This window comes from Pseudomonas sp. 6D_7.1_Bac1, from assembly GCF_025465945.1.
In the GTDB taxonomy this organism is placed as follows: Bacteria; Pseudomonadota; Gammaproteobacteria; order Pseudomonadales; family Pseudomonadaceae; genus Aquipseudomonas.
Genome location: NZ_JANLNW010000078.1, coordinates 82,774 through 107,548, shown reverse-complemented (window position 1 = coordinate 107,548; position 24,775 = coordinate 82,774). Strand labels below are relative to the sequence as shown.

At 59.3% G+C, this 24,775-nt stretch carries 22 protein-coding genes; all 22 read right to left on the bottom strand.

Annotated elements, in window-relative coordinates; genetic code table 11:
• Positions 1 to 3: 3 nt before the first annotated feature.
• The 22 genes from fliI to NTD87_RS23900 all read right to left on the bottom strand — a co-directional run bounded on the left by fliI (position 4) and on the right by NTD87_RS23900 (position 24,757).
• Positions 4 to 1,362, bottom strand: a complete 1,359-nt coding sequence (gene fliI / locus NTD87_RS24005; protein ID WP_262116678.1) for a flagellar protein export ATPase FliI — start codon at positions 1,360 to 1,362, stop codon at positions 4 to 6.
• Positions 1,352 to 2,161 carry a flagellar assembly protein FliH gene (fliH, locus tag NTD87_RS24000; RefSeq protein ID WP_262116677.1) on the bottom strand — a complete coding sequence of 270 codons (810 nt, stop codon included), beginning with the start codon at positions 2,159 to 2,161 and terminating at the stop codon, positions 1,352 to 1,354. Before fliH ends, fliI begins: the two co-directional genes overlap by 11 nt.
• A gap of 4 nt (positions 2,162 to 2,165) precedes the next feature.
• Positions 2,166 to 3,185, bottom strand: a complete 1,020-nt coding sequence (gene fliG, locus NTD87_RS23995) for a flagellar motor switch protein FliG (RefSeq protein ID WP_262116676.1) — start codon at positions 3,183 to 3,185, stop codon at positions 2,166 to 2,168.
• Positions 3,178 to 4,965 (bottom strand): flagellar basal-body MS-ring/collar protein FliF, encoded by a 1,788-nt coding sequence (gene fliF, locus NTD87_RS23990; RefSeq protein ID WP_262116675.1) that lies wholly within the window; start codon positions 4,963 to 4,965, stop codon positions 3,178 to 3,180. Before fliF ends, fliG begins: the two co-directional genes overlap by 8 nt.
• 14 nt (positions 4,966 to 4,979) lie before the next feature.
• Positions 4,980 to 5,309 carry a flagellar hook-basal body complex protein FliE gene (gene fliE, locus NTD87_RS23985; protein WP_262116674.1) on the bottom strand — a complete coding sequence of 110 codons (330 nt, stop codon included), beginning with the start codon at positions 5,307 to 5,309 and terminating at the stop codon, positions 4,980 to 4,982.
• A 277-nt stretch (positions 5,310 to 5,586) separates the two neighbouring features.
• Positions 5,587 to 6,981 carry a sigma-54-dependent response regulator transcription factor FleR gene (gene fleR, locus NTD87_RS23980; protein WP_262116673.1) on the bottom strand — a complete coding sequence of 465 codons (1,395 nt, stop codon included), beginning with the start codon at positions 6,979 to 6,981 and terminating at the stop codon, positions 5,587 to 5,589.
• Between the two features lie 5 nt (positions 6,982 to 6,986).
• Positions 6,987 to 8,198 (bottom strand): sensor histidine kinase, encoded by a 1,212-nt coding sequence (locus NTD87_RS23975; protein ID WP_262116672.1) that lies wholly within the window; start codon positions 8,196 to 8,198, stop codon positions 6,987 to 6,989.
• Positions 8,199 to 8,307: 109 nt separating this feature from the next.
• Positions 8,308 to 9,783 (bottom strand): sigma-54 dependent transcriptional regulator, encoded by a 1,476-nt coding sequence (locus NTD87_RS23970; RefSeq protein ID WP_262116671.1) that lies wholly within the window; start codon positions 9,781 to 9,783, stop codon positions 8,308 to 8,310.
• 170 nt (positions 9,784 to 9,953) lie between these two features.
• Positions 9,954 to 10,250 (bottom strand): flagellar protein FliT, encoded by a 297-nt coding sequence (locus tag NTD87_RS23965; protein WP_262116670.1) that lies wholly within the window; start codon positions 10,248 to 10,250, stop codon positions 9,954 to 9,956.
• 10 nt (positions 10,251 to 10,260) lie between these two features.
• The gene (gene fliS, locus NTD87_RS23960) at positions 10,261 to 10,656 is read right to left on the bottom strand and encodes a flagellar export chaperone FliS (protein ID WP_262116669.1); all 396 of its coding nucleotides are present in this window, start codon (positions 10,654 to 10,656) and stop codon (positions 10,261 to 10,263) included.
• A 129-nt stretch (positions 10,657 to 10,785) separates the two neighbouring features.
• A complete protein-coding gene (gene fliD / locus NTD87_RS23955; protein WP_262116668.1) occupies positions 10,786 to 12,234 on the bottom strand; it encodes a flagellar filament capping protein FliD in 1,449 nt (482 codons plus the stop codon).
• An 83-nt stretch (positions 12,235 to 12,317) separates the two neighbouring features.
• Positions 12,318 to 12,668 (bottom strand): flagellar protein FlaG, encoded by a 351-nt coding sequence (locus NTD87_RS23950; RefSeq protein WP_262116757.1) that lies wholly within the window; start codon positions 12,666 to 12,668, stop codon positions 12,318 to 12,320.
• 72 nt (positions 12,669 to 12,740) lie between these two features.
• The gene (locus tag NTD87_RS23945; protein WP_262116667.1) at positions 12,741 to 13,592 is read right to left on the bottom strand and encodes a flagellin domain-containing protein; all 852 of its coding nucleotides are present in this window, start codon (positions 13,590 to 13,592) and stop codon (positions 12,741 to 12,743) included.
• Between the two features lie 249 nt (positions 13,593 to 13,841).
• On the bottom strand, positions 13,842 to 14,114 hold the full coding sequence (locus tag NTD87_RS23940) for a hypothetical protein (RefSeq protein WP_262116666.1): 273 nt from the start codon (positions 14,112 to 14,114) through the stop codon (positions 13,842 to 13,844).
• A complete protein-coding gene (locus NTD87_RS23935) occupies positions 14,111 to 15,403 on the bottom strand; it encodes a motility associated factor glycosyltransferase family protein (protein WP_262116665.1) in 1,293 nt (430 codons plus the stop codon). The genes NTD87_RS23940 and NTD87_RS23935 overlap by 4 nt, the downstream gene beginning before the upstream one ends.
• 81 nt (positions 15,404 to 15,484) lie before the next feature.
• Positions 15,485 to 16,411: a ketoacyl-ACP synthase III gene (locus tag NTD87_RS23930; RefSeq protein WP_071551296.1), complete on the bottom strand. Its 927-nt coding sequence runs from the start codon at positions 16,409 to 16,411 to the stop codon at positions 15,485 to 15,487.
• A 226-nt stretch (positions 16,412 to 16,637) separates the two neighbouring features.
• The gene (pseI, locus tag NTD87_RS23925) at positions 16,638 to 17,690 is read right to left on the bottom strand and encodes a pseudaminic acid synthase (RefSeq protein WP_262116664.1); all 1,053 of its coding nucleotides are present in this window, start codon (positions 17,688 to 17,690) and stop codon (positions 16,638 to 16,640) included.
• Positions 17,683 to 19,188 (bottom strand): UDP-2,4-diacetamido-2,4,6-trideoxy-beta-L-altropyranose hydrolase, encoded by a 1,506-nt coding sequence (pseG, locus tag NTD87_RS23920; RefSeq protein WP_262116663.1) that lies wholly within the window; start codon positions 19,186 to 19,188, stop codon positions 17,683 to 17,685. Before pseG ends, pseI begins: the two co-directional genes overlap by 8 nt.
• The gene (gene pseF, locus NTD87_RS23915; protein ID WP_262116662.1) at positions 19,185 to 19,895 is read right to left on the bottom strand and encodes a pseudaminic acid cytidylyltransferase; all 711 of its coding nucleotides are present in this window, start codon (positions 19,893 to 19,895) and stop codon (positions 19,185 to 19,187) included. Before pseF ends, pseG begins: the two co-directional genes overlap by 4 nt.
• Complete coding sequence (locus tag NTD87_RS23910; RefSeq protein WP_262116661.1) at positions 19,892 to 20,512, bottom strand: pseudaminic acid biosynthesis-associated methylase; 621 nt, start codon at positions 20,510 to 20,512, stop codon at positions 19,892 to 19,894. The genes pseF and NTD87_RS23910 overlap by 4 nt, the downstream gene beginning before the upstream one ends.
• Positions 20,513 to 20,546: 34 nt before the next feature.
• The gene (pseC, locus tag NTD87_RS23905) at positions 20,547 to 21,716 is read right to left on the bottom strand and encodes a UDP-4-amino-4,6-dideoxy-N-acetyl-beta-L-altrosamine transaminase (RefSeq protein WP_262116756.1); all 1,170 of its coding nucleotides are present in this window, start codon (positions 21,714 to 21,716) and stop codon (positions 20,547 to 20,549) included.
• Positions 21,717 to 21,826: 110 nt separating this feature from the next.
• Positions 21,827 to 24,757, bottom strand: coding sequence for a TIGR00180 family glycosyltransferase (locus NTD87_RS23900; protein WP_262116660.1), 2,931 nt, complete (start codon positions 24,755 to 24,757; stop codon positions 21,827 to 21,829).
• Between the last annotated feature and the right edge of the window lie 18 nt (positions 24,758 to 24,775).

Genomic DNA, 24,775 nt, shown 5'->3' with positions numbered 1-24,775 from the left:
GTATTAGCCGCCAGCCGCAGGGGCGAAGATCGAGCCAAGATAGGCCTCGCTCTCACCCAGGCTGATGCTGTCGTTCAACCCCTGACGCAGGTACTTGACCAATTGTGGCTGCAACGAGATTGCCAGGTCGGTTTCCCGATCGCCGCCCGCCACATAGGCGCCGACGCTGATCAGGTCGCGACTTTGCTGGTAACGCGACCAGAGTTGCTTGAAGTACTGCGCGCGCATCATGTGCTCCGCAGTGACCACCGCCGGCATGACCCGACTGATGGACGCCTCAATGTCGATCGCCGGGTAGTGCCCCTCTTCCGCCAGGCGTCGCGACAACACGATGTGCCCGTCGAGCACGCCACGCGCTGCGTCAGCAATCGGATCCTGCTGATCGTCGCCTTCGGACAGGACCGTATAAAACGCGGTGATCGAACCGCCGCCCGCTTCGGCATTACCGGCGCGCTCCACCAGTTTCGGCAGTTTGGCGAATACCGACGGCGGGTAGCCCTTGGTCGCTGGCGGCTCGCCGATGGCCAAGGCGATTTCCCGCTGCGCCTGAGCAAAACGGGTCAGGGAGTCCATCAGCAACAGGACGTTCTTGCCCTTGTCGCGAAAATACTCGGCGATTCGCGTGCAATACATGGCGGCGCGCAAACGCATCAGTGGCGCATCGTCCGCCGGGGACGCCACCACCACAGAGCGCTTGAGCCCCTCTTCACCCAGGATGTGCTCGATGAACTCCTTGACCTCGCGACCCCGTTCGCCGATCAGCCCGACCACGATGATGTCGGCCTCGGTGAAGCGGGTCATCATGCCCAGCAGCACACTCTTGCCGACACCGGTGCCGGCGAAAAGACCGAGGCGCTGACCGCGACCGACTGTCAATAATCCGTTGATGGAGCGAATACCCACGTCCAGTGGCTGGCTGATGGGGTCACGCTTGAGCGGGTTGATGGTCGGACCGTCCATCGGCACCCAGTCTTCGGCTTTCATCCCGCCCTTGCCGTCCAGTGCACGGCCGGCGCCATCGAGTACGCGCCCCAGCATGCTCATGCCCATCGGCAAGCGGCCGGTATCGGCCAAGGGTACAACTCTGGCGCCCGGGGCGATGCCGGCGACACTGCCGACCGGCATCAGAAACACCTTGCTGCCGGAGAAACCCATGACTTCGGCTTCGACCTGTACCGGGTGATAACTGTCGTCGTTGATCACCATGCAGCGGCTGCCCATGGCCGCACGCAGCCCTTCAGCCTCAAGTGTCAGGCCCACCATGCGCAGCAAACGCCCTTCGAGGATCGGTTGACCGGGCAACTCGGTGGCGTGCGCATACGTACTCAGGCGCTTGCCGAAGCTGGTGCGATCAAGGCGCATCAGCGGCTTCCGGTTCTGGGTCAAGCAGTGTGGCAGACGGTTTTTCAGAGACGGGAAGTTCGAGCGTCAAATCCGCCTCGGCCGGGTGCAGCGCCTGATCGTGCAACTGATCGAACAGCTTGGCCATGATTTGCGTGATGCGGGTTTCTACGGTTGCGTCGATGCGGCTGTGCTCGGTTTCAACCCGGCATCCGCCCGGCAGCATGGCTTCGTCTTCGACAATGCGCCAGGTCTCTTCATGGCGCTCGCGCAGTGCCTTGACCTGCTCGAAATCCTGCGGATTGATGTACAGACGGACATTGCCGACGCCCAGCGGCAGCAATTTCAGGGCTTCGCGCATGACGTGTTCGATTTGCGTCGAGTCGATGGCCAGTTCGCGCTGAATCACCTGTTTGGCGATGTGCTGAACCAGATCGACCAGGGATTTCTCGATCTGCGTATCTTGCTCGGCAATCGGCTCAAACAAATTGCCCATCAACAATTCCAGGTGGGCGAGCTTCGCGCTCAGGGCCACGTCAGCTTCCTGACGAACCTTGAGCGTGGCACTGTGAAAACCTTCTCTCTCGCCCGTGGCGAAGCCTTCGTTGTAGGCTTCCTGGCGAATGCTTTCGAGCTCTTCGAGGGTCAGTGGCTGGACTTCATCCAGCGGCACTTCTTCCATCTCCGGCGGTTCTTCCACCGGTTCTGGCTCAGGCTCCGGGACGTACGGATCGAAGCTGGGCAACGACCAGATATCGAAACCACGGACATCACGCGCACGGATCAGGTCGGTGGGCGACTCATCACTCTTGGATGCCATGGCGTTAAATCATTTCCTCGCCGCCCTTCCCGCCGAGAACGATTTCTCCGGCTTCGGCCATACGGCGGGCAATGGTGAGGATTTCTTTCTGTGCGGTTTCCACGTCGCTGACGCGTACCGGGCCCTTGGCCTCCAGATCGTCGCGCAGCAATTCGGCCGCACGCTTGGACATGTTCTTGAAGATCTTTTCCTTGACGCCTTCGTCCGAGCCCTTGAGGGCCAGCACCAATACGTCCGAGGACACTTCGCGCAACAGCGCCTGAATGCCGCGGTCGTCGACATCGGACAGGTTGTTGAACACGAACATGAGGTCTTCGATCTGACCGGACAGGTCTTCGTCGACTTCGCGGATCGAGTCCATCAACTGGCCTTCAATCGAGCTGTCGAGGAAGTTCATGATATCGGCTGCACGCTTGATACCACCCAGGTTGGTGCGCGCGGCGTTGGAGTTGCCGGAGAATTGCTTCTCGAGAATCTGGTTCAGTTCTTTCAGGGCCGCCGGTTGCACGGTATTGAGCGACGAAACCCGCAAAATGATGTCCAGCCGCACCTTGTGGTCGAAGTTGCCGAGGACTTCACCGGCCTGATCCGGATCCAGGTATGCCACAACGATTGCCTGGATTTGCGGGTGCTCGTAACGGATCACGTCCGCCACCGCACGCGGCTCCATCCATTTGAGACTGTCGAGACCACTGGTGTTGCCGCCCAGCAGGATCCGGTCGATCAGGCCGTTGGCCTTGTCTTCGCCCAGCGCCTGGGTGAGCATCTTGCGCACATAGTCATCGGAACCGACGCCGAGGCTGGTCTGATCGCCGACGATGTCGACGAACTCGCTCATCACCTGCTCGACCTGCTCGCGGTGCACATTGCCCATCTGCGCCATGGCCACGCCCACACGCTGAACCTCTTTGGGTCCCATGTGGCGCAGCACTTGCGCAGCATCGGTTGAACCCAGGGACAGCAGCAGAATCGCGGCTTTGTCGACCCGGCTGAGTTTGGCGATAGCGACTCGGTTATCACTCATCTGCGTTAATCCACTCTTTCACGACCTGAGCCACACGACCCGGGTCTTCGGCCACGAGGCTCTTGATTGCGTTCAACTGTGCGTCATAGCCTTCGCTCGGGCTAGGCAGCAGAATACTTTGCGGGCCGCCGAGGCTGACACGATCGTTGGCCAGTTCGCCGTCCAGACCGCCCATGCCACCGAGCTCGACATCGCTGCCAATACCGGCCAGATGCTTGCCTTTGCCGCCACCGGTGATGTTGTTGAGCACTGGACGCAGCACGCCAAACACCAGCACCAGAATGAACAACACCCCGAGAACCTGTTTCACCACATCCCAGAACCAGGGCTGCGAGTAGAACGGAATATCGGCGACGACTTCGCCACGCTCGGCCGAGAACGGCACGTTGATCACGCTGACGCTGTCGCCACGGCTGGCGTCAAAACCGACGGCGTCCTGGACCAGACGGGTGAAGCGCGCCAATTCATCGGCGCTCCATGGCGAACGAGTGGTTTCACCGTTGGCCGCGTTGACCTTGACCTGATCATCCACAACCACGGCAACCGACAGGCGATTCAACCGGCCCTGCTGCTGCTTGGTATGGCTGATGGAGCGGTCGAGTTCGAAGTTCTTGGTGGATTGTTGACGCTTGTCCGCCGGATACGGTGCCAGCATCGGCTGACCGGTGGCCGGGTCCATGATTTGTTGACCGTTGGCATCGAGCAGCGGCTGACCTGGCTGCACCATGCCGGCCGAAGCCGTCGCGCCACCGGTGGTTTGCGGTGCGGAGGCAGGCGCAGGCGGCTGATTGCTCAGAGCACCGGGAACGCCTTGCGGGCCGTTGCTGGCGGTGCGCTGTTCGGTCGTCGACTGCTCGCTGCGCAATGCCGGTTGATCCGGGTTGAATTGCTCCGAAGTCGACTCGACCGCACTGAAGTCCACGTCGGCGGAGACTTCGGCCTTGTAGCGATCAGTACCCAGTACCGGTTGCAGAATATTGTGCACCCGCTGCGTGAGCATGCTTTCCATGCGGCGGCTGTAATCGAATTGCTTGCCGGCCATGGTCAGTTCGGAATTTTCCGCCTGATCGGAGAGCAAGGTGCCCTTCTGGTCCACGACGGTGATCTGCGACTTGCTCAACTCAGGAACACTGGTCGCCACCAGATTGATGATGGCCAGAACCTGACCCGGCTCCAGCGATCGACCGGAATAGAGCTCAACCAGTACCGATGCGCTTGGCTTGCGCTCGTCACGCACGAATACCGAACTTTTCGGAATGGCCAGGTGCACACGGGCACCCTTGACGTTGTTCAGGCTGGAAATGGTCCGCGCCAGCTCACCTTCAAGGCCGCGACGATAACGGGTCGCCTCCATGAACTGACTGGTCCCCAGCCCCTGGTCCTTGTCGAGAATTTCAAAACCGATGTTGCCGTCCTTGGGACTGACACCCGCAGCGGCGAGCTTGAGCCGCGCACGCGCTACATCATCGGCCTTGACCAGCAAGGCACCGGAGTTGGGTTCAACGGTGTAGGGAATGTCAGCGGCGGCCAGGGTTTCCATGACCTGCTTGGCGTCCAAACCGGCAAGGCTGCCGTACAACGGCCGATAGTCGGGTTGCTGAGACCACAGCACCACGGCAAAACCGATCGCCACGCTCGCAGCCAGGCCAACCAACAGGCCCACCTGACGCAGCATGGTCATCTCGGAGAGGTTTTCCAGGAAAGACAGACCAAACAACGGCGGTTTTCCGTCTGCAGGTTTGGCCTTGGCCGGAACGTTATCGGCGACTGCTTCTGCCATGACTCAATACTTCCTTAGACCGGCATCTGCATGATGTCTTGGTATGCCTGTACCAGCTTGTTACGCACTTGGGTCAACGCCTGGAAAGACACGCTGGCCTTCTGTGAGGAAATCATCACATCCGTCAGGTCGACGCCGCTTTTGCCAATTTCGAACGCATTGGCCAGTTGGCTCGAAGCCTGCTGGGTATCGTTGACCTTGTTGACTGCCTGACCGAGCATGTCGGAAAAGCTGCTGCCGCCCATTTCCGGCACCGCGACTGCCGCTTTCGGCTGAGCCATGGCGTCCATTTGCATGGACCGCATGTCCAACATCAACCGATTAAATTCAATTCCCTGGCTCATGGTCTACTCTCTCTGACGGCCCGCAATTTTTTGACACTCACTCGGCGGATAGAGTGGTGTTAGCAACAAGGGTGCCAGCTCCATGGCGACCTTTCATAAAAGTCCGACACGGATCACCGCCCCCGTAGCAGCTGCCGAGCCCGCGAGGCTGCGTTCGAGGACGAAGTCCTCGCAGATCCTGCGTTCGCGTTTTTTCTGGAAAATCTCGTCGCCCGATTTACGACTGCTTCGCAGCCGAACGCAGCCTCGCAAGCTCGACAGCTGCTACAGATACGGTTCAGGTCGCAAACAAATAGGCCTCGACATCCATTCCGGCATCGCGCATTTGTGCCAATTTGTAGCGCAAGGTCCGCGGACTGATACCCAGACGCTCGGCCGCTTCCTTACGCCGGCCGCGCTCGGAACGCAATGTATCGATGATCATCTGAAACTCGCGACGCCGCAGATCATCGCCCAGCGCGCCCGCTGAATCGCCCTGGGGCGCCTCGACCTCAAGTACTCGCGCCGACATCGGAACAGGTGCCGATACCGGCAGCGGTGCGCAAGCAACCGGCCCTGCGAGGCAGAAGTCCTGCGGCTGAATCAAGCCCCCCTGCTGCAAAATCAGCGCCCGCTGAATGGCGTTGTCCAGCTCGCGCACATTGCCCGGCCATGGATAACCGATCAGGCAAGCCTGAGCCTCAGGCGAGAGTCTGGCAGCGGCATGCTTCATTTTATTGACGTGCTTGGCCAGCAAACGCTCGGCGAGCGGCAAGATATCGGCAGTGCGCTCACGCAACGGACGCCAGGCCAGCGGAAATACCGACAGGCGATAGTAAAGATCTTCACGAAAGCGCCCCGCCGCCACTTCGCCCGCCAGATCCCGGTTGGTGGTCGCAACCACGCGGATATCCAGCACAATCGGCTTGCGCCCCCCCACGCGTTCGACTTCACGCTCCTGCAAAACGCGTAGCAGCTTGGCCTGAAGACCCAAGGGCATTTCAGAAATTTCGTCGAGCAGAATGGTCCCGCCGTCAGCCTGCTCGAACTTGCCCGCCTGGGCCGCAATAGCGCCCGTGAACGAGCCCTTCTCATGGCCGAACAAGGTTGCTTCGAGCATGTTGTCCGGGATCGCCGCACAGTTGATCGCAATGAATGGCTGACTGGCGCGGTGGGAGTGCTGGTGAATGTAACGCGCCAGCACCTCTTTGCCGGTGCCCGACTCGCCAGAGATCAACACCGTTGAATCACTGCGCGCGACACGTGCGGCCAACTCAAGCAACTGCGCACTGGCCGGTTCAAACGCCACCGGGCCCTCTGCGACACCCAGACAACCCAGGGCATGTCGCGCCACCAGGTCGAGCAAGGCCTTGGGCTCGAATGGCTTGACCAGATAGTCCGCCGCCCCCTGACGCATCGCATCGACTGCACGCTCAACCGCACCATGAGCGGTCATCAACAACACCGGCAACTGCGGATGACGAATACGCAACACGCCCAACAACTGATGACCATCCATGCCCGGCATGTTGACGTCACTGACCACCAGATTGAATGACTCGCTCGCCACGGCTTTCAGCGCATCCTCAGCCGAGCCCACCGCAGTGTAATCATGACCTGCCAGCAGCAGCGTATCGGCCAATGCTTCACGCAATGCGCGGTCATCTTCGACCAGTAGAACCTTGATTGCCATCAACCTCACTCCACGCCTTGAGCGCTGGGCTGCTTACCAGAAAAAAACGGCAACACCACCACCGCACAGGTGCCGCGGCCCGGCCGCGAGCGCAGCTGCAATTCTCCCTGATGAGCACGGGCCACCGCCTTGACCACGGTCAGGCCAAGACCGGTGCCGGTGGTTTTGGTGGTGAAAAATGGCTCACCCAGGCGCGCCAATACGGCCGCGTCAATACCGCCGCCGTTATCGCTGACACACAGTCGAAGGGTGTTTTCACGGGTGTAGAGATGAATTTTCAGGCGTACATCACCAGTACAGGCCTGAATCGCATTTTCAATCAGGTTCAGCAGCGCGCCGACCAGCGTGTCGCGATTACACAGCAATTCCCCGACATGGCTGTCGCACTGCCAACGCACCGGATAATCCTGAACATGAGTCAATGCGGCCGCTTGCAGCGCTTGCAGGAGCGCCTTGGGCGTCACGCGATCGGTCAACGGCAGCTCGCCGCGAGCAAACACCAGCATGTCGCGCACCTGATGCTCCAGCTCATGCAGACGTTCTTTCAATCGCCCGGCAAACCGTTGCTGAGTGGCGACCGGCAGCTCTTGCTCAGTCAAATGACTGGCGTAAAGCAATGCCGCAGACAATGGCGTACGAATCTGATGCGCCAGGGAGGCAACCATTCGCCCAAGGGACGACAAGCGCTCATGGCGAGCCAATTGGTCTTGCAAGTGCCGGGTTTCGGTCAGGTCGTTGAGCAACACCAACTGACCCGGCTCGGCATCCAGCGAGCGGGTGGCAATCGACAGGCGCCGACCATCCTTCAGGGAAATTTCATGACCGTCGTCTTCACGCGGGGCAAAGCAGCGCGCAATGACATGACGCCACAACTCACCTTCAAGCGGCAATCCCAGCAGCTCGCTCGCGGCCGGATTGGCTTCGCGCACGATACCTTGGGCATCAATGACGATCACGCCGCCGGGCAACAAGTCGAGAAGGTTTTGCAGCCGGTTGGCCAGGCGCTCTTTTTCGGCCAGCTCTTGCATGCGCTGAGCACTGACCACCGCCAACTCGCCCTTGAGCTCGGTGACCCGGGCTTCAAGCATGCTGTAGGAGTCGGTAAGTTGGCTCGACATCTGATTGAACAGCGCGAAGGCCTGCTCAAGCCCAAGTCGACTTGCCTGCTCTACAGAGGGCGCGTCGGGGGCAGGAGACATTTGGGCGGCTTGGGGCATCGTGCTCTCTCGCTTGGCTGACCGTCAGTTAAACGGAACGTTGCGAGGAACTAGCAATACCCATGCCTAAAAAAAACTACCCATTATTCAACGAGTTGAAAAACAGGCGTCAATCGTCCGCCTGTTCGTCACCCTCGCGACGGCTCATGCCGTATTTGCGCATCTTTTCCACCAGTGTGGTACGACGAATACGCAGGCGTTCGGCGGCGCGCGCCACGATGCCATTGGCATCATCCAGCGCCTGCTGAATCAGGCCTTGTTCCAGACCACCGAGGTAGTCTTTCAGGTCCAGACCTTCTGGCGGCAGCATGGCGTTCGCAGTGAAGTCCGGGGTATGGCCATTGATGGCTACCCGCTCTTCAAGATCGCTGCGCAAGCTATCAACCAGTTGCTCGTCTTCGTCATCGACATAACGGAATTTCTTCGGCAACTCGACCACGCCAATCACCCCGTACGGATGCATGATCGCCATGCGCTCGACCAGGTTGGCCAGCTCACGAACGTTGCCTGGCCAGCCATGACGGCACAGCGACATGATCGCTGCCGAGTTGAAGCGAATGGAACCGCGCTTCTCGTGCTCCATGCGCGAGATCAACTCGTTCATCAGCAACGGAATGTCCTCGACACGCTCACGCAGCGGCGCCATCTCGATCGGGAAGACATTCAGGCGGTAGTACAGATCCTCACGGAAGCTGCCGACCTCGATCATGCTTTCGAGATTCTTGTGGGTCGCGGCAATGATTCGCACGTCAACGCTCTGGGTCTTGTTGCTCCCGACGCGCTCGAAGGTGCGCTCTTGCAATACCCGCAGCAGCTTGACCTGCATCGGCAGCGGCATATCGCCGATCTCGTCAAGGAACAGCGTGCCGCCATTGGCCAGCTCAAAGCGCCCGGCGCGACTGGTGATGGCCCCGGTAAAGGCACCCTTCTCATGGCCGAACAGCTCGCTTTCCAGAAGCTCGGCCGGGATCGCACCGCAGTTGACCGGAACGAACGGCGCGTCGCGACGCTTGGAGTGATAGTGCAGGTTGCGCGCAACCACTTCCTTACCCGTACCGGACTCACCGAGGATCAGTACGCTGGCGTCGGTGTCGGCCACTTGCTGCATCATCTGGCGCACGTGTTGAATCGCCCGACTGGTGCCGACAAGACTACGGAAAAGATTGGGCTCACGATGACGACCGCGCTCACGGGCCTGGTCGTACATCTCGCGATAAACCTGGGCGCGGTGCAGGGAGTCCAGCAACTTGCTGTAGCTGGGCGGCATTTCCAGAGTGGAAAGCACCCGGCGACGCTGGTCCTCCGGCAGGTCAACGGAAGAATTATCGCCCATCAACAAAACCGGAAGGAACTCATCCCAGGTAGCGAGTGTCTTTAGCAGACCCGGAAGAGTGCCAGGAGCATTTACGGTCCCGATGAGGACACAGATTACTTCACGACTTGATGACAAAGAGCCGACCGCCTGCTGCCAGTCATGGCTACCACAGGGTAAATTTTCTTCGCCAAGAAAATTTAAAATCACCGCCAAATCGCGGCGGCGGACGCTATCGTCATCAATCAGCAGAATTTTGGTTTCACGCCACATGCAATAGCAACTTCCCTAGTCAACTCAATGCCCGAAATGAGTGGGCAAGCTAGACGCTTGCAGGCACGTTAAGCCTGATAGACGCCTGAAATCATCAAACAGCCACTAGTTAAGTCAAAAAACCGCGCACAGTCAAATTTATGGCGCACCACGGTCGGATTAACTGAGGGTTAACCGAACAGATGGTAAACCTTTGCCGCGTTCTGTGCTTGATGGATCTGCGACATCTCATCGAATATTGCCTGACGCTCCCCCGTCGCCGCTTCCAACAACTGCCGATAAACCCCCAGCAACTCCTCGAGGTTTTCGCGCAACGCCGTCTCATCCAGCGAAGCTTCACTCAAAACGTCTTCCATGCAGGAACGGCAATCCAGGTCCAATTGACCGATAGCTTCCCAGTTACGCTCGGCCAGTGCCTCGACCAAAGCTTCACGGGTTTGTTCGATACGCTGCAGTACAAGACTCATGGTGATCTCCTTAAAACTGCGGACCCGGCACTGCGATGGCATCCCAGCCTTCTTTGACGGTACTCAGCAAACCGGCGACTTCGTCGAGGATCTTCGGATCGCTGTTGATGTTAGCCTCTGCCAGACGCTTCATCATGTAGACGTAGAGATTATCCAGCTCCCCTACCTCATCAGCCTTGTTCTCAAGGTCCAGGCCTTCACGCAAGCCGCCAATGATGCCGATGGCCTTGCTGATAAATACACCTTTGCCTGGAATATCCTTGCGCTCCATGGCGCCTTTGGCCTGAGCAATACGGTCCAGCCCACCCTCCATCAGCATCTGCACCAAACGGTGCGGACTGGCTTCGGAGGTTTGCGTTTGCGCGCCAATTTTCTGATATTGCCGAAGGGCTAACATCGGATTCATGCTCTACCTCATCACAACTCAAGGGCTCGTATAACCAATGTATCGTCTACGAGTCAAAAAACTTTAAAGTCAAAAGGCAAAAACCCGGCGCGTTAAAAACGCAGCCGGGTTTTTGGCGCTGGCTCATGATTAGCCGCTGGACTTCTGTGCGTTCAAGGAGCTGAAGAACGAGGTGATGCTGGTCGACGTCGCCTTCATCTGTCCGACCAACAGGTCCATGGCATTGTACTTGGCACTCAGCGTCGCGGTCATAGTGGTAACGCGCAAGTCCAACGCCACCTGCTGATTGCTCAGATCGTTTTTCGCCACGTTCAGGCTGGTGGTGCGCTGATCAAGAATCCCACCGGTCTGCAAGTAAGGACTGATCGCCGTACCCATCCGGGCCAGCAGGCCATTGGTGCTGTTAGTCCCGGTGAACAGCGTCTGAACCTGGCTACTCAACCCTTGGGTAGTCATCGCAGTGGTGAACTTGACAGAGTCAAAGTTCAGCGTACCGGCTTTCTGATCGGTGGTGATACCCAATTGCGCCAGCACCGCCAATTGCCCTCCAGGCCCTGGAGTCACCAGCTGATTACGAATATCGGCAATGATCGAACGAGGCACCGAGTCACCGGTCAGCGCAGCAGAGACAGTCAGCTTGCCACTGGCATCGGCCGAGGCCTGGGTCAGCGAGGTCACTGTCTTGACCAGCGTGTTATAGGCGTCGACGAACGACTGTATCGACGTCTGCAAACCGCTGGTGTTGGTCGCCACGTTCACCGTCGAGGTACCCGGTGCTACCAGCGTCATGCTCAAGCCACCCACCGCCTGACTGATGGTGTTGGTTTTGCTGGTGAGTGCCAGGCCATCAATCGTCAGGCTCGCATCAGCGGCCAGCGCACCGATCGTACCGGAACTGGCGGGATCAGGCATCGTCCCTCCAGTTGTCGACGACGGATCAGGGATAGTCCCCATCATCTTGGTGCCGTCGATTGCCAGACCGGCAATACCACTGACAGTAAGGTCCGAACCCTTGCCCGTTGCGGTCGACCCGATCACCAGACGCGAACCGTTGCTGTCAGTGACGATGTTGGCCGTGATGCCCTGGGCTGTCAGCGTGGTGTTGATTGCGTCGCGAGTGGACTGCAGCGTCGCACCGGACGGAATAGTGACGCTGTAGGCAGTGCCATTTTGACTGATATTCAACGTACCACTCGGAATGGCACTGGTAGCACCGCCTGCAAATGAAGCACTGGCAACTTTGGAACCGGTGGCCAGGTTTTTCACATTAATGTTGTAATTACCGTTAACCGCGGTGTTATCAGAGGTCACGGTCAAGGTCGACGGAGTCGATGAAGTTGCCGCAAAACCCGCAAACGCAGGACTTGTCGAGCTATTAAGCTTGTCCATGGCAGCCTGATAAGCAGCCAAGGCACTTTTGAGCGAACCCACACCGGAAATCTTCGAGGTGGTGAGCGTGGTCTGGGTGGTGATCTGAGTCTGCTTGGCAGATTTGTCGGCGTTGACCAACGCAGTAACGATCGAACTGATATCCAGGCCGGAACCCAGACCTGTACCCGGTAAAATTGGACTTGCCATGTGCATCTCCCTTTCTGTCTGTTGCCGGACTTTTGACCACTCATGCCGTCAAATGAACGTACACACACTATTCATGCCAGTTGTCAGGCCTTTGCGTCGAACAGCACGTTGCTCGCCGTATTCAAACTGTCCGCCAGCTTCAAGGCTTCTTCGGAAGGGATTTGTCGCACCACTTCACCCGTTGCAGTGGCAATCACTTTTACAACAACCTTGCCGGACCCTTCATCGATTGAAAACTCCAGGTTGCGCTTGATCGACTGCACAAACTTTTCGATTTCCTGCACGGCAGCTTTCAACTTATCGGCATCAGAGTCTTTACTACCAGCCACAGCCGGTACGCTATCGGCCTGAGGCGCCTCGACCGGTTTATCGGTAGTGCTGCTCACCGGTTTAACCGCCGGGTAAGACAAGTTCAGCTTTACGCTCATGTCCATGTCCATCACCTCCAAAAGCAAAAAGCGGAAGAGCACGACCAGCGCACCCCCCCGCCAAAACTCATTGCAAAATTACTGAAGCAGCTTCAGTACGGCGTTTGGCAGCTGGTTGGCTTGCGCCAGAACAGCGGTGGAAGCCGATTGCAGGGTTTGGTTCTTGGTCAGGTTAGCAGTTTCCGCAGCGAAGTCGGTGTCTTGTACGCGACCCAGTGCAGCGGTGGCGTTTTCGTTGACGTTCTGCAGGTTGGAGATGGTGCTGGTCAGACGGTTTTGCGAAGCACCGAGGTTTGCACGAACAGCGCCAACGGTGGCCAGTGCAGCGTCGATTGCGGTGATTGCACCGTCGATAGCCGAAGCAGCAGCAGCGCTGGTAGCACCGGTCAGAACAGTAGTACCGCTACCTACCGACAGGCTGACGGCGTCGAACTTGCTGCTCAGGGTCAGGGTAATCTGGTTGGCAGTACCGGTGTTGGAACCCACTTGCAGGGTCATGCTACCAGCCGAACCGTCCAGCAGGTTTTTGCCGTTCAGGTTGGTGCTCGCGGAGATACGAGTCAGTTCGTCGGACATCTGAGTGAATTCCGCGTTGGTCGCGGTCTGGTCAGCAGTGCCGTTGGTGCCGTTACGTGCCTGGACAGCCAGTTCACGCATACGTTGCAGAATGTTAGTGGTCTCTTGCAGAGCGCCTTCAGCGGTCTGAGCCATCGAGATACCGTCGTTGGCGTTTTTGATGGCTACGGTCTGACCGCGGATCTGGCTGCTCATACGGGTAGCGATCTGCAGGCCGGCAGCGTCGTCTTTGGCGCTGTTGATTTTCAGGCCGGAAGACAGGCGAGTCATCGAATCCTGCAGAGCGTTAGAGGCTTTGTTCAGGTTTGCCTGAACACGCAGGGAAGCAACGTTAGTGTTTACGCCTAAAGTCATGGTGAGTTCCTCGTTGGTTGGGTACTGCGGCTTCCGGCCCTGGCAACCGCCGGGTGTGGCCTAGAGAACCTTCGTAGTAGTTATCGTCGCGATTGCAGGTTGCTTGAGGGCTTTTTTTAAAAATATTGCCATCACACTGCCACCCCCGCGAAAACAAAGGCCTGCACGAGACCCACGAGAGAAAAATGACGTCAGGAAATTGCCGAAAACAGAGAAGCGAGAGGATCGCCCTTGCCGGCAGAAAACTATTCAGTGGTGAGCGTGACCGGCTTCCAGCAAATCGATCAATTCATATTCCATTGTGTCGGCCAACCCCAGCCAGTCCTGCGCCTCCTGAGCGGTCAGCATCGACATGAGCAATTGCGCCCACTGTTGCTGGATCTCTTCAGAGCGCTGACAAAGCAGGTCCTGCACCTTATCGAACACATCGACCATGGTCAGCGCGGCTTCGACATCACGTCCGAGACGAAACAACCCGGCGCATTGCCGACACTCGATAATGCATTGTGCCAGCCCGCTCATTGCACGAACTCCTGATTGAACGTCGTTCCCACAATCATCGCCCCTGCCCGGCTGCTGTTAAAGAAACGTACCTGCGGATGCCCGGCAATGTAGCGTTCCAGCTCACACAGGTAACTGCGGAAGTTCAGCTGCGTTCTGACCCGCAGCCCATGACCATCGAGCACCCAGTGCCTGGCCTGGCTCACCCCTGGCCCCAGATCGCCATCCTTCCAGCCGGCATGGGTTTTGTTCATCGGGAACGCAAAGTCGGCGCCGAACAGGGTAATCCGGTCCGCGCCCATCTTCACTGCCAGATCCACCGCCGGATGGATCACACTGCCGCCAACATAGAGCTCAGCCTTACTGATCTGCTGGCGGATAGCCGCATAGACCGGGCTGGCTGAATACCCGACGTAACGCGTGCCCTTCCAGGCCTTGAGTACCTGCGGGTCGCTCATTGGCAGGTACACCAGAGGGATGTTGTCGGTGTCCTCGGGCGGCAAGTGCCTGAAGGTGATTCTCCGGTCGATACTGACCACCAGATCCGGCGTGATGCCATGTTCGCGCAACGGTCGATAGGCAGTGTCGACGCTGATGAACAAGGGCCGCTGTTCGCGCTCGCGTATCGCCAGAAGCTGATCGAAATGCTGCTCAAGGCTTGGCCCCGTGCCGATCACGTAGACTTCTCGCCCCGGACACGTCGCAAACAACTCGGCCACATCGCGGTCACGACTCACCAGCTCACGACTCTCCTCCAGCCGCTCAATGATCGCCGGGGACTGCGGGTCGAACTCACGATTATTGAAGGTAAGGTGCACTTCGCTGATCAGCCGATCGCGAATCTTGGCATTGAAGTCATCTGCCAGCAGCATCTCGGACGGCAGCGCAAAAAACGGCAGGTGGATGTCCGACAAGTCACCGGCATAGATCAACTCGACCCTTGGATCACTGAGCCACTGCCGCTGATCGAGCAACTGCAGCGTCAACGAGAAAATCGCACCGTTGAGGATATGCACGTACAAACGCTGAAGCTCGGTGTTTTCAAGCAGCACACACGGCAAGTCACCCAGCCCTGTGCCGTAGACATGCACCACGGGGCTCGCCGGTGGCAGACTGGCCGCTTGCAACCGCGCTTCACGCGTGCGGTCATGGCGACTGGTGAGCTGGATTCCGGCAATGCTCAGGGTCGACCCCAAACCTTCCACCAACTCAGCCTGAATCGCCGCACTGTCTTCAGTCATCAACCGTACATGCAGCGCCGGCCAGCGACTCTCTATCACCTGGAAATTGTCTTCAACGCTGTCGCTCATGCTGCCTCGGTCGTCATTCAGGCAAAAAAATAGCGTCCAAGGTTACACCTTGGACGCTTTTTTTATGCCACAGGATTTAGTTCAAGGGCGATAAATAATCGCCGAACCCCACGAGAGCCCAACACCAAAACCGCTCAGCGCAACGCGCTTCCATTTGGCGTCGAGTACGTGTTTTTCCAGCAACAACGGAATGCTCGACGATACGGTATTACCGGTCTCGACCATGTCCTTGATGAACTTCTGCGGATCACCCTCGAAACGCCGCGCCACCGCGTCAACAATTGCCGCACTGCCCTGGTGAATGCAGAACGCATCGATATCATCGGCGTGCAGGCCGGACTCATCGAGCAACTCGTGTAAATGCGCCGGGACTTTCAGCAACGCAAAGTTGAAGACCTGACGACCGTTCATGAAGAACACCCCGTCAGTGACTTTCAGATGCGGCGCGCCAGAACCGTCGGTGCCGAACTTGGCCTTGCCCAACTGCCACGGGGCGTCTTCGCCCATCCAGGTCGCAGTGGCCGCATCACCGAACAGCATGGTGGTGTTGCGATCTTCGGGGTCGACGATTTTCGAGTAAGGGTCGGCGGTCACCAACAGGCCGTTTTTCAGGCCCGCAGCTTCCATGAAGCCTTTGATCGCATAGATGCCGTAAACGTAGCCAGAGCAGCCCAGCGAGATATCGAAGGCAGCAACGGTGGTCGGCAGACCGAGCTTGTCCTGAACGATCGCGGCGGTGTGCGGCAGACCTTCTTCGTCACCGTTCTGGGTCACGACGATCAGCACATCGATCGATTCGCGCTTGAGCTCGGGGTTGTTGGCAAACAGCGTATTGACCGCTTCAACGCACAGGTCCGAGGTTTCCTGCCCGGCGTCTTTACGCGGCAGGAAGGCAGAGCCGATCTTGCCCAGGATGAATTCCTCATCCTTTTCGAATTTTGCACCTTGTGCGTAATTGTCCACGCCGGCTACAGGTACGTAGCTCGCAATGCTTTTTATGCCAATCATTACGGCTTCCCAATAATAAACAGCTGAATACCCCCGTTCGCACGAATCGAGGGGCGCCGACACATAGAGTTTGCGTTGCCCACAACGGGCAACCACGGGAAGCCTAAAGGGCTATCACTGAACCGATTACCGGCCAGGCGCCATCTTCCCGATCAATACAATACAGTGAAGATGCGCGTTATGACTCGCAGGTCACGCTATTTTAAGCAATCAGCCACAGAAGCCGTCATTCAATGAGCGACCAGGCCAGCGGCGTGCCGCGCTTTAGAGGCTCGCGGGCACGTCGTCCGATAATGCTTTGCGCATGCTTGGGTGCCAGGCCCAGACCCGGGCGGATGGCCCGCAGGTTCTGGGGCGTGAACACCTCACCGGCGGCCATGTCCTGGGCGACGTAAAGCGAACGACGGTACACCAGCGATTTCTGCTCGGCCTCGGTGACGCCATAACGCACCTGCCCCAGGGCCTGCCAGGCGCGCTCGGTCTCAACCACCAGGCTGGCCAGCTCGGCCGGTTCCAGCGAGAAGCTCGCGTCGACGCCTCCGGCAGCCCGATCCAGGGTGAAATGTTTTTCCACCACCGTCGCCCCAAGGGCCACCGCCGCCACCGAGACCCCGACGCCCATGGAGTGATCGGACAACCCCACTTCGCACCCAAACAATTCGCGCAGGTGTGGAATAGTTCTCACGTTGCTGTTGGCAGGCGTGGCCGGGTAGGTGCTGGTGCATTTGAGCAGCACCAGATCCTTGCAGCCTGCCGCACGCGCCGCACGCACGGTTTCATCCAGCTCGGCGATGCTGGCCATCCCGGTGGAAATGATCAGCGGCTTACCGGTGGCCGCCACCCGGCGAATCAGCGGCAGGTCGGTATTTTCAAAACTGGCGATCTTGTAGGCCGGCACATCCAGGCTTTCGAGGAAATCCACCGCCGTCTCATCGAACGGCGTCGAGAACGCCAGCATCCCCAGCTCTTTGGCCCGGGCAAAGATCGGCGCGTGCCATTCCCACGGCGTATGCGCCTTCTCATACAGCGCATACAGCGAAGACCCAGCCCAAAGGCTATTGGGATCCTGGATGAAGAATTCGCCGTGATCCAGGTCCAGGGTCATGGTGTCGGCGGTGTAGGTTTGCAGCTTCAAGGCGTGCGCACCGGCCTTGGCCGCCGCCTCGACGATCTGCAACGCGACCTCGAGGGACTGATTATGGTTGCCGCTCATCTCAGCGATGATGAACGGCGACGCCTCTGCTCCGATCAAACGCGAGCCAATCATAAAACTAGTCATTGATCCGATCCCTTAATACGCGCTCGAAGCGACAGGCCGACTGAGTGTACCCAGCCTCGTCAAACAGCTTGATCGAAGCCGCGTTAGCGGGCAGCACCTGAGCCTCGATAGCCGTCAGGTCTGGCCAATGCTGGCTCACGAATTCCTCACCACGCGCCAGCAGCGCCCTGCCCCAGCCCACACCGAAACGGCCGTCGAAGAGATACACCGAGATCTCGGCGCGTGTGCCGCAACGGTCGTAGCGCAACACTCCGACGGGGCCATCGGTGGTTTGCCCGACCAGCAATAACCGCTGCGCATTGGCCAGGCTGGACGCCATCCAGGCTCGATGAGCCTGCCAATCGATCGGGGCCTGATTGATCGACCCGCGACGCACGGCCTCGGCATTACGCCCGTCAAACAACAGCCGTTCGTCAGCACTTTGCGCCTGGCGCAGTTGCAGACTCTCACCGCTCAACGCGACAGCAAACCGCCGAGCGCCCAGGCCATCAACCAATTGACGCGAACGTTCAGCCAGGCTTTGACGCAGGCTGACATTGCTCAGCACAAAACCAACAGCCTGACGCAGGCAATCGACATCCACCTGCTCGCTGGTGCCCAGGTACACATGAGCACCCGCCGCAGCCAGGCGCTCGGCATTGGCCTGTTGATTCCCCGCCACGGCAATGCAGAGGGTCGGCAGCCCCAACGCCGCGCGCTCCCAACTGGTTCCGCCGCCCGCGCCGATGAACAGATCCGCCTGCGCCATCAACGGTGCAAAGTCGCTGACGAAGGTCTGCAGCCGCCACTTGGGCCGCTGCGCCGCCATCGCTTGCATCTGCTCCAGTGCCGGATTGGCTCTACCTGCAATGAAATCCACTTCCAGCTCGGTAAAATCGGCCAGCGCGCGCATGGCCTTCCAGGTCTCACCCGCCCCATCAAGACCGCCAAAATTCACCAGCACCCGGCCCGGCCGAGGGCTGATCGGCAACGGCGCACGCCTGAACTCGTCGCGAATCAGCGCATAACGAGGACCGAACAGTTGCCGGCAAGGGTTCAGCGCGCGCTGCGCGTACGCCGGATCGTTGGCGGTCAGGTTTTGATCAAACAGAATATCGACTGCATGCTGGCGATTATTCAGGTCGTCAATCGCAGCGATGCGCCGGGTCCACTGACGGGCTGAAGCTTGCCACTGATGATCGAGACCGTAGTGATCAACCACAATCCAGTCAAAGCGACTTTCTGCCGCGAGACAGTGACCCAAGGCGCCTATGTCCGCTTGCCACGGCAACAGCGCCTCGATCCCCTGCGTCGGGTTTTCTCCCGGATAGTCCGCGGGCAAGGCAAACGTGCGAAAGCCCTGCGCCTGGAGACTCGCCAGGGAATTGCCCGGCAACACACGGCAGGCGAACACGACCTCGGCACCGCTCTCGCGCAACACCTGGGCCAGAGTCAAACAACGCGCCACATGGCCGCTGCCAATGGCCGACGATGCATCGGCGCGGATCAGTACTCTCACGGCTCCAGCTCCCCGGCCGCTTGCAGTGCCAAGTACAGGTATTGCGCGCGCACCCAGTCCTCTTCGGTATCGATGTCCTGGACCAGATGCCGGGGCAACATCACCGGCAAGCTCTGTTCAGAGTACAAAACCGTCCCTTGCAGCCAGGCTGCGCTGCGCCCCCAGTAAAATTGCCCAGCATCCTGATAGGCAGTCGGCAGGTCCTGGGAGCGCGTGTTGCGATACTCGGGATACAGCGGCGTCAAGGCGCCCTGTGGGTTGACAGCCAAGGCGCGCTGCACCGGAAAACCGAAATCGCAGACTGAAAAGGCAAAGGATTTTTCCGGATGCCGGGCCAGCAATTCTGCTCCCTGACGCAAATAGCGCTGTTGCAGCAGAGGTGCGGTCGCATAAATGCAGCAGGCCTGGTCAAAGAAACGCCCCTGCTGCTGCAGCGTTTCAAGGGCATGCACAATCACCGCCGCCGTCCCGGTGAAATCGTCCGCCAGTTCCACCGGCCGCATAAACGGCACCTGCGCGCCCAGGGTGCGGGCGAGCGCGGCGATTTCATCATCTTCGGTACTGACGATCACTTCATCGAACAACCCCGACGTCAGGGCAACGCGAATCGAGCGAGCAATCATCGGCTCGCCGTGAAACAGCTTGAGGTTCTTGCGCGGGATGCGCTTGCTGCCACCACGGGCCGGGATAATTGCGATTGCACTCAAGGGCGTTTTTCCAGCAGAAACCAGTTGATATCGTCCGTCGGGAACTGCGGGTCGCGTCGATAGCTGAAGCCGTAGTCGAGCAGTTGCAGATCACTGTAACGATCGAGCATTTCCCCGGCAAAATCGCGTTTGAACAACTTGCCGCTGTTGCCACGATAAGACACTTCAACCGGTACCGGGTTGTAATACTCGGCAATCAGGATATACCGCCGACTCAGTTCATAGAGCTGTGCGTAGGCCGCCGGCAGTAACTCCGGCGCCAGATGAATCAGCACGCCTTTGCTCAGGGTCAGCTCGAATGTCTGCTCACGGGGAAAGTCGAACAACGAGCCCTGCCAGATATCGGCAATTCCCAGAGCGCGTACCTGCTCGCAGGCCTTGGCGTTGATCTCGACGCCATGCAAGGCACAACCGGGCAACAGTTGATGCAAAGCGCGCAGGTTATTGCCGGTATTGGTGCCCAACTCCAGCAGACTGTCGAGGCGCGAGGTTCTCGCCAGCGCCTTGGAAAACAGCGCCAGGTTGGCGGCGATCAACGCCTGCCCCTGATTGCGAGCCACGTACCCATCGCCGAACTCGCCCTGCCAGAACACTTCTTGCTCGCTTAGCTCACGCATATTTCTCACTCATCGTCGGGGCACGGAACGTCGTTTAACCGACGATATTTCGAAGTTGTTCAACCACGTAGTCCTGCTGTTCATCGCTCAGAAGCGGGAACAGCGGCAAAGTGATTGCCTCGCCGAAATAACGTTCGGCTTGCGGGAAGTCACCCTCTTCAAAGCCCAGCTCGCGGTAGTACGGCTGCAGGTGCACGGGAATATAGTGCAGGTTCACACCGATACCGGCCGCTCTCAGCGTATCGAATACTTCGCGCTGAGTGACGCTGATCTCGTCGAGCCGCAAGCGCACCACGTACAGATGCCATGCCGATTCGGCGCCCGCTTGAGCGACTGGCAATACCAGCGGCAAATCCGCGAGCAAACGGTCATAGCGGGCGGCCAATTGACGTCGCTTGGCGACGAAGCTGTCAAGCCTGGCCATCTGCGACAACCCCAGCGCCGCGTGCAGGTCGGTCATCCGGTAATTGAAGCCCAACTCCAGTTGCTGGTAATACCACAGACCGTGATCGGGTACCTCCATCTGCGCCGGATCGCCGGTGATCCCATGGCTGCGCAAGCGCCGCATGCGTTCGGCCAGGTCCGCACGATTGGTCAACACCATGCCGCCTTCGGCCGAGGTGATGATCTTCACCGGATGAAAGCTGAAGATCGTCATCGCCGCATGCTCACCACAGCCCACCGGCCGCCCGAGATACGAAGCCCCCACCGCGTGGGAGGCATCTTCAATCAAGGTGAAACCGTAACGTTCGGCAAGCGCAGACAGGGTGCGCATGTCGCAGCTCTGACCGGCAAAGGCCACCGCCACGACGACCTTGGGCAATTGCCCAGCAGCCTCGGCAACCTCAAGCTTGGCAGCCAGCAACCGGGCGTCGAGGTTCAAGGTCAGCGGATCGATGTCGACAAAGTCCACCTCGGCCCCGCAGTAGCGTCCACAGTTGGCAGACGCGACAAAGGTATTCGGGCTGGTCCACAACCGATCCCCCGGCCCTAACCCTGCCGCCAGACAGGCGATGTGCAGCGCGGCCGTGGCATTGCACACGGCCACCGCGAAATCAGCCTGGCAATGCTCGGCCATGGCGCTCTCGAAACGCGCAATGGTGGGCCCCTGGGTCAACCAGGGCGATTGGAGCACCTGGACCACCGCATCGATATCCGCCTGCTCGATGCTCTGGCAACCATAAGGAATCTGATAGGTCAGCATGACCGGAACCCGGCCATCAGTGCCAGGTCCAGGCATGCGTGACGGCTGCCGGTGGTGCAAATCAATTTGCCATTGAACATGTTCCGAGCCCCTCTACCTGTACATCAGACTTAAACCAGCAACCGCGCCCAATCCACAGGAGTCGCGTTGCCAAGGGTGAAACCCTTGCCGCTCAGGGCGAGGTTCTTGTTGTAAGCCAGATCATGCTGGAACGGTCCGGCCCACTTCTCGCGCAAGGCCCCGAGCGCCTGCGGCGCGTCAGGCAATGTGCCTGGGTGAATGACCTGCACCTGCGGCGTCCACACCACCAGATAGCCGGCCTGACCGGCTTTAAGGCACAGGTCGACATCGCTGTAGGCGTCGGTAAACGCGTTTTCGTCCAGCCCGCCAACGTCATCGAACAGCGCTTTGCGGATCATCAGACACACGGCCGACACAGCCGAGTAGTTCTGCTCCAGCACCAGACGATTCAGGTAACCCTTGGCATCTTTCGGCTCGCCGACGAAGGCCGAACCGACGCCATCGTTCATGCCCAGAATCAGCCCGGCCTGAGTCACTTTGCCGTCGCGATCCAGCAGCTTGGCGCCGACCACCCCGACTTCCGGGCGCTGGGCCTGGTTGAGCAGGGATTCGAGCCAGTTCGGGTTGACCACCTCACTGTCCGCCGCCAACAACACCAGGTATTCACCCTGGGCCTGCTGACTGGCCTCGTTGTACAACGCCGACAGGCTGAGACGCTCGTGTGCCCGCAGGACACGGACCTTGTCGCCCGGCTGCCCGAGGCCGTCCAGCCATTGCAGGATGTCCGGTGACTGGCTCGCGTTGTCGGCGATCAGCACTTCGTAACGGGTATATCGGGTTCGTTGCACAATACCGGTCAGGCAACGTTGCAACTGCGCCAGATTGTCCTGGCTTGCCACGACGATCGACACCAGCGGACGCTCAGTATGACGGTAGTCGATTTGATAGGTGCCCGGCTCGGCAGAGCTGACTTGCGCCTTGTAGCCACGGGTCGCGAGGTGACGGATCAACGCCTGACGCTCGTGGGCATTGTCTTCCAGCACCGGCGCCCGGGCGATCAGCAACGGCTCGTCCAGATGAGCCAGCCAGGCCATGCCGCCCTGCTCGATGATGCGCAACAGCAGGTCGAACTCCAGCGCCTTGCTGAAGTCGGCCTGGTAACCGCCCGCCTCCAACAATACATCCTTGCGGATCAGCCAGTGCCGCGCCATCAGCGCAGGCAGGCTTTGCAGCAGGTCGAGGTTGAAGCCTGGCCGGAACACGTCGACCAGTGCGCCATTGGCGTCACGCTGAATCTCGTCCGATGCCACCGCTCGGCATTCGGGCGCGGCCTGCAGCTCCAGGCCGGCACGCAGCAGGCCACCGGCGGTGAACTCGTCACCCGCCTCGGTCAGCAATAACCAGTCGCACGGCGATTGGCGGGTAATCTGATTGAGTTTGTCGACGTAATTGGCCTGGGTTACGCAAACAAAGTGCAAGGTGTTGTGCACCGTCGTCGCCGCCAGCGGCTCGCCCGTGGTGAACACTACGATCTTGAACGCATGGCTGTGACCCTCCAGCAAACTGTCGAGGGTGATCTGTAGCTTGGCCGCGTCGTTATCCAGGTCCAGCACCAGAATGCCAAACTGTGGACCGCCATTGTGGGCGGCCAGATAACGCGAGGTCGCGGCGACTTCGTCAGCATCCGGAGTACGCGCCGCCAGCCACTTGAGCAGGCGACCGGAACGCATGGCTCCGAACGCCTCTTCATTGCCTTGAGTCGATACCGTGTCCAGACGCTCGGCCCAAGCGAACATGTCCCGCGCGTCATCCGCTTCGCCCATAAGCTCCAACTGCTGCGCCAGACGCTTGACCACCTGACGGTTGAACGGGCCGCTGTCATACGCATGCCACAGCCGCTCGATAACGCTTTCGGCGGTGTCGTTGTTGCGGGGCCGCATCATGTTTTCCTGATGGGCCCAGATACCTTCGAGCCCTTGCAGCTGAACACGGCCGGCCGGCATGGCGTGCAGCAGAAACTCATACTGGCTCAACAGGTCGAAGAACGGTTGATTGTAGTAAGGCAATTCAACGTACTGCAAAAGCCCGAAGCGACGGTCCGGCCCCTTCTGTACGTTGGTCCAGCGCGACTCGAAAATCGGTTCGGCGGTCAGCGACCGACCGGTGCGCAGGCAGTCGGCCATCGTCTCGAAACTGTCGAGTGCCAGCTGCTTGCCCTGCTCAGGGTCGAGACCGGTTTGGCTACTTGGCAGCGTCGACAATAGCTGGGCGAACCGCTCACGATCCGCCACCGATTTGGCATCGCTGGCGGTCAGCGTGCCGTAGACCTCGGTGTTGTGCTCCGACGCCAGGTAATTGACCTCTCGCACCACATAAGGGATCGGCAGGATTCGCGCCTTGGCCCTGGCCAGCATGTAATACGCATGGCCGATTTCCTGCCATTCGAAGATGGTGTCTTCCGGCATGACCGCGTACCAGTCACGCAACATCTCGGTGCGGTGAACGGCATAGAACGGCGGGATGTACTGCTGCATGAAGTCGATGACCCGGTCCTGAGCACGCTCGGACGAATAGTCTTCACAGACTTTCTTGTCCCGACGGTAGTAGCTCACGCTGCTCGCCAGGGCCAGATACATCAGGCAATAGCCATGGCACATGCCGTAGTCCGGGTTTGCCTCCAGAAACGAGACCGAAGCGTCGAGCGCGTCATGCACGATGAAGTCATCGTCGGCGGCGAACGCCATGTAGGGCGTGGTGACATGCTGCACGCCGTAGTGAAGCTTGGCCCGCAAGCCCTGATAGCCGAACTGCGGCAGATGCCTGTAGTCGACCGAGGGGTACACACCGTCGATGCCCTCGGTGATGTGGGTCGAAGAGTCCAGCAGCAGAATCCTGCAAGGCAAGGTGCTGTAGAACTTCACCGCCCGGCGCACAAATGCCGGACGGTTGTGGGTGACCAGCACCACCGTCAACAACTCGTTCAGTGGTAATCCGCTTTCAGAACCGTACTTGCCTTGCATATTCTTTCCCCACAACCG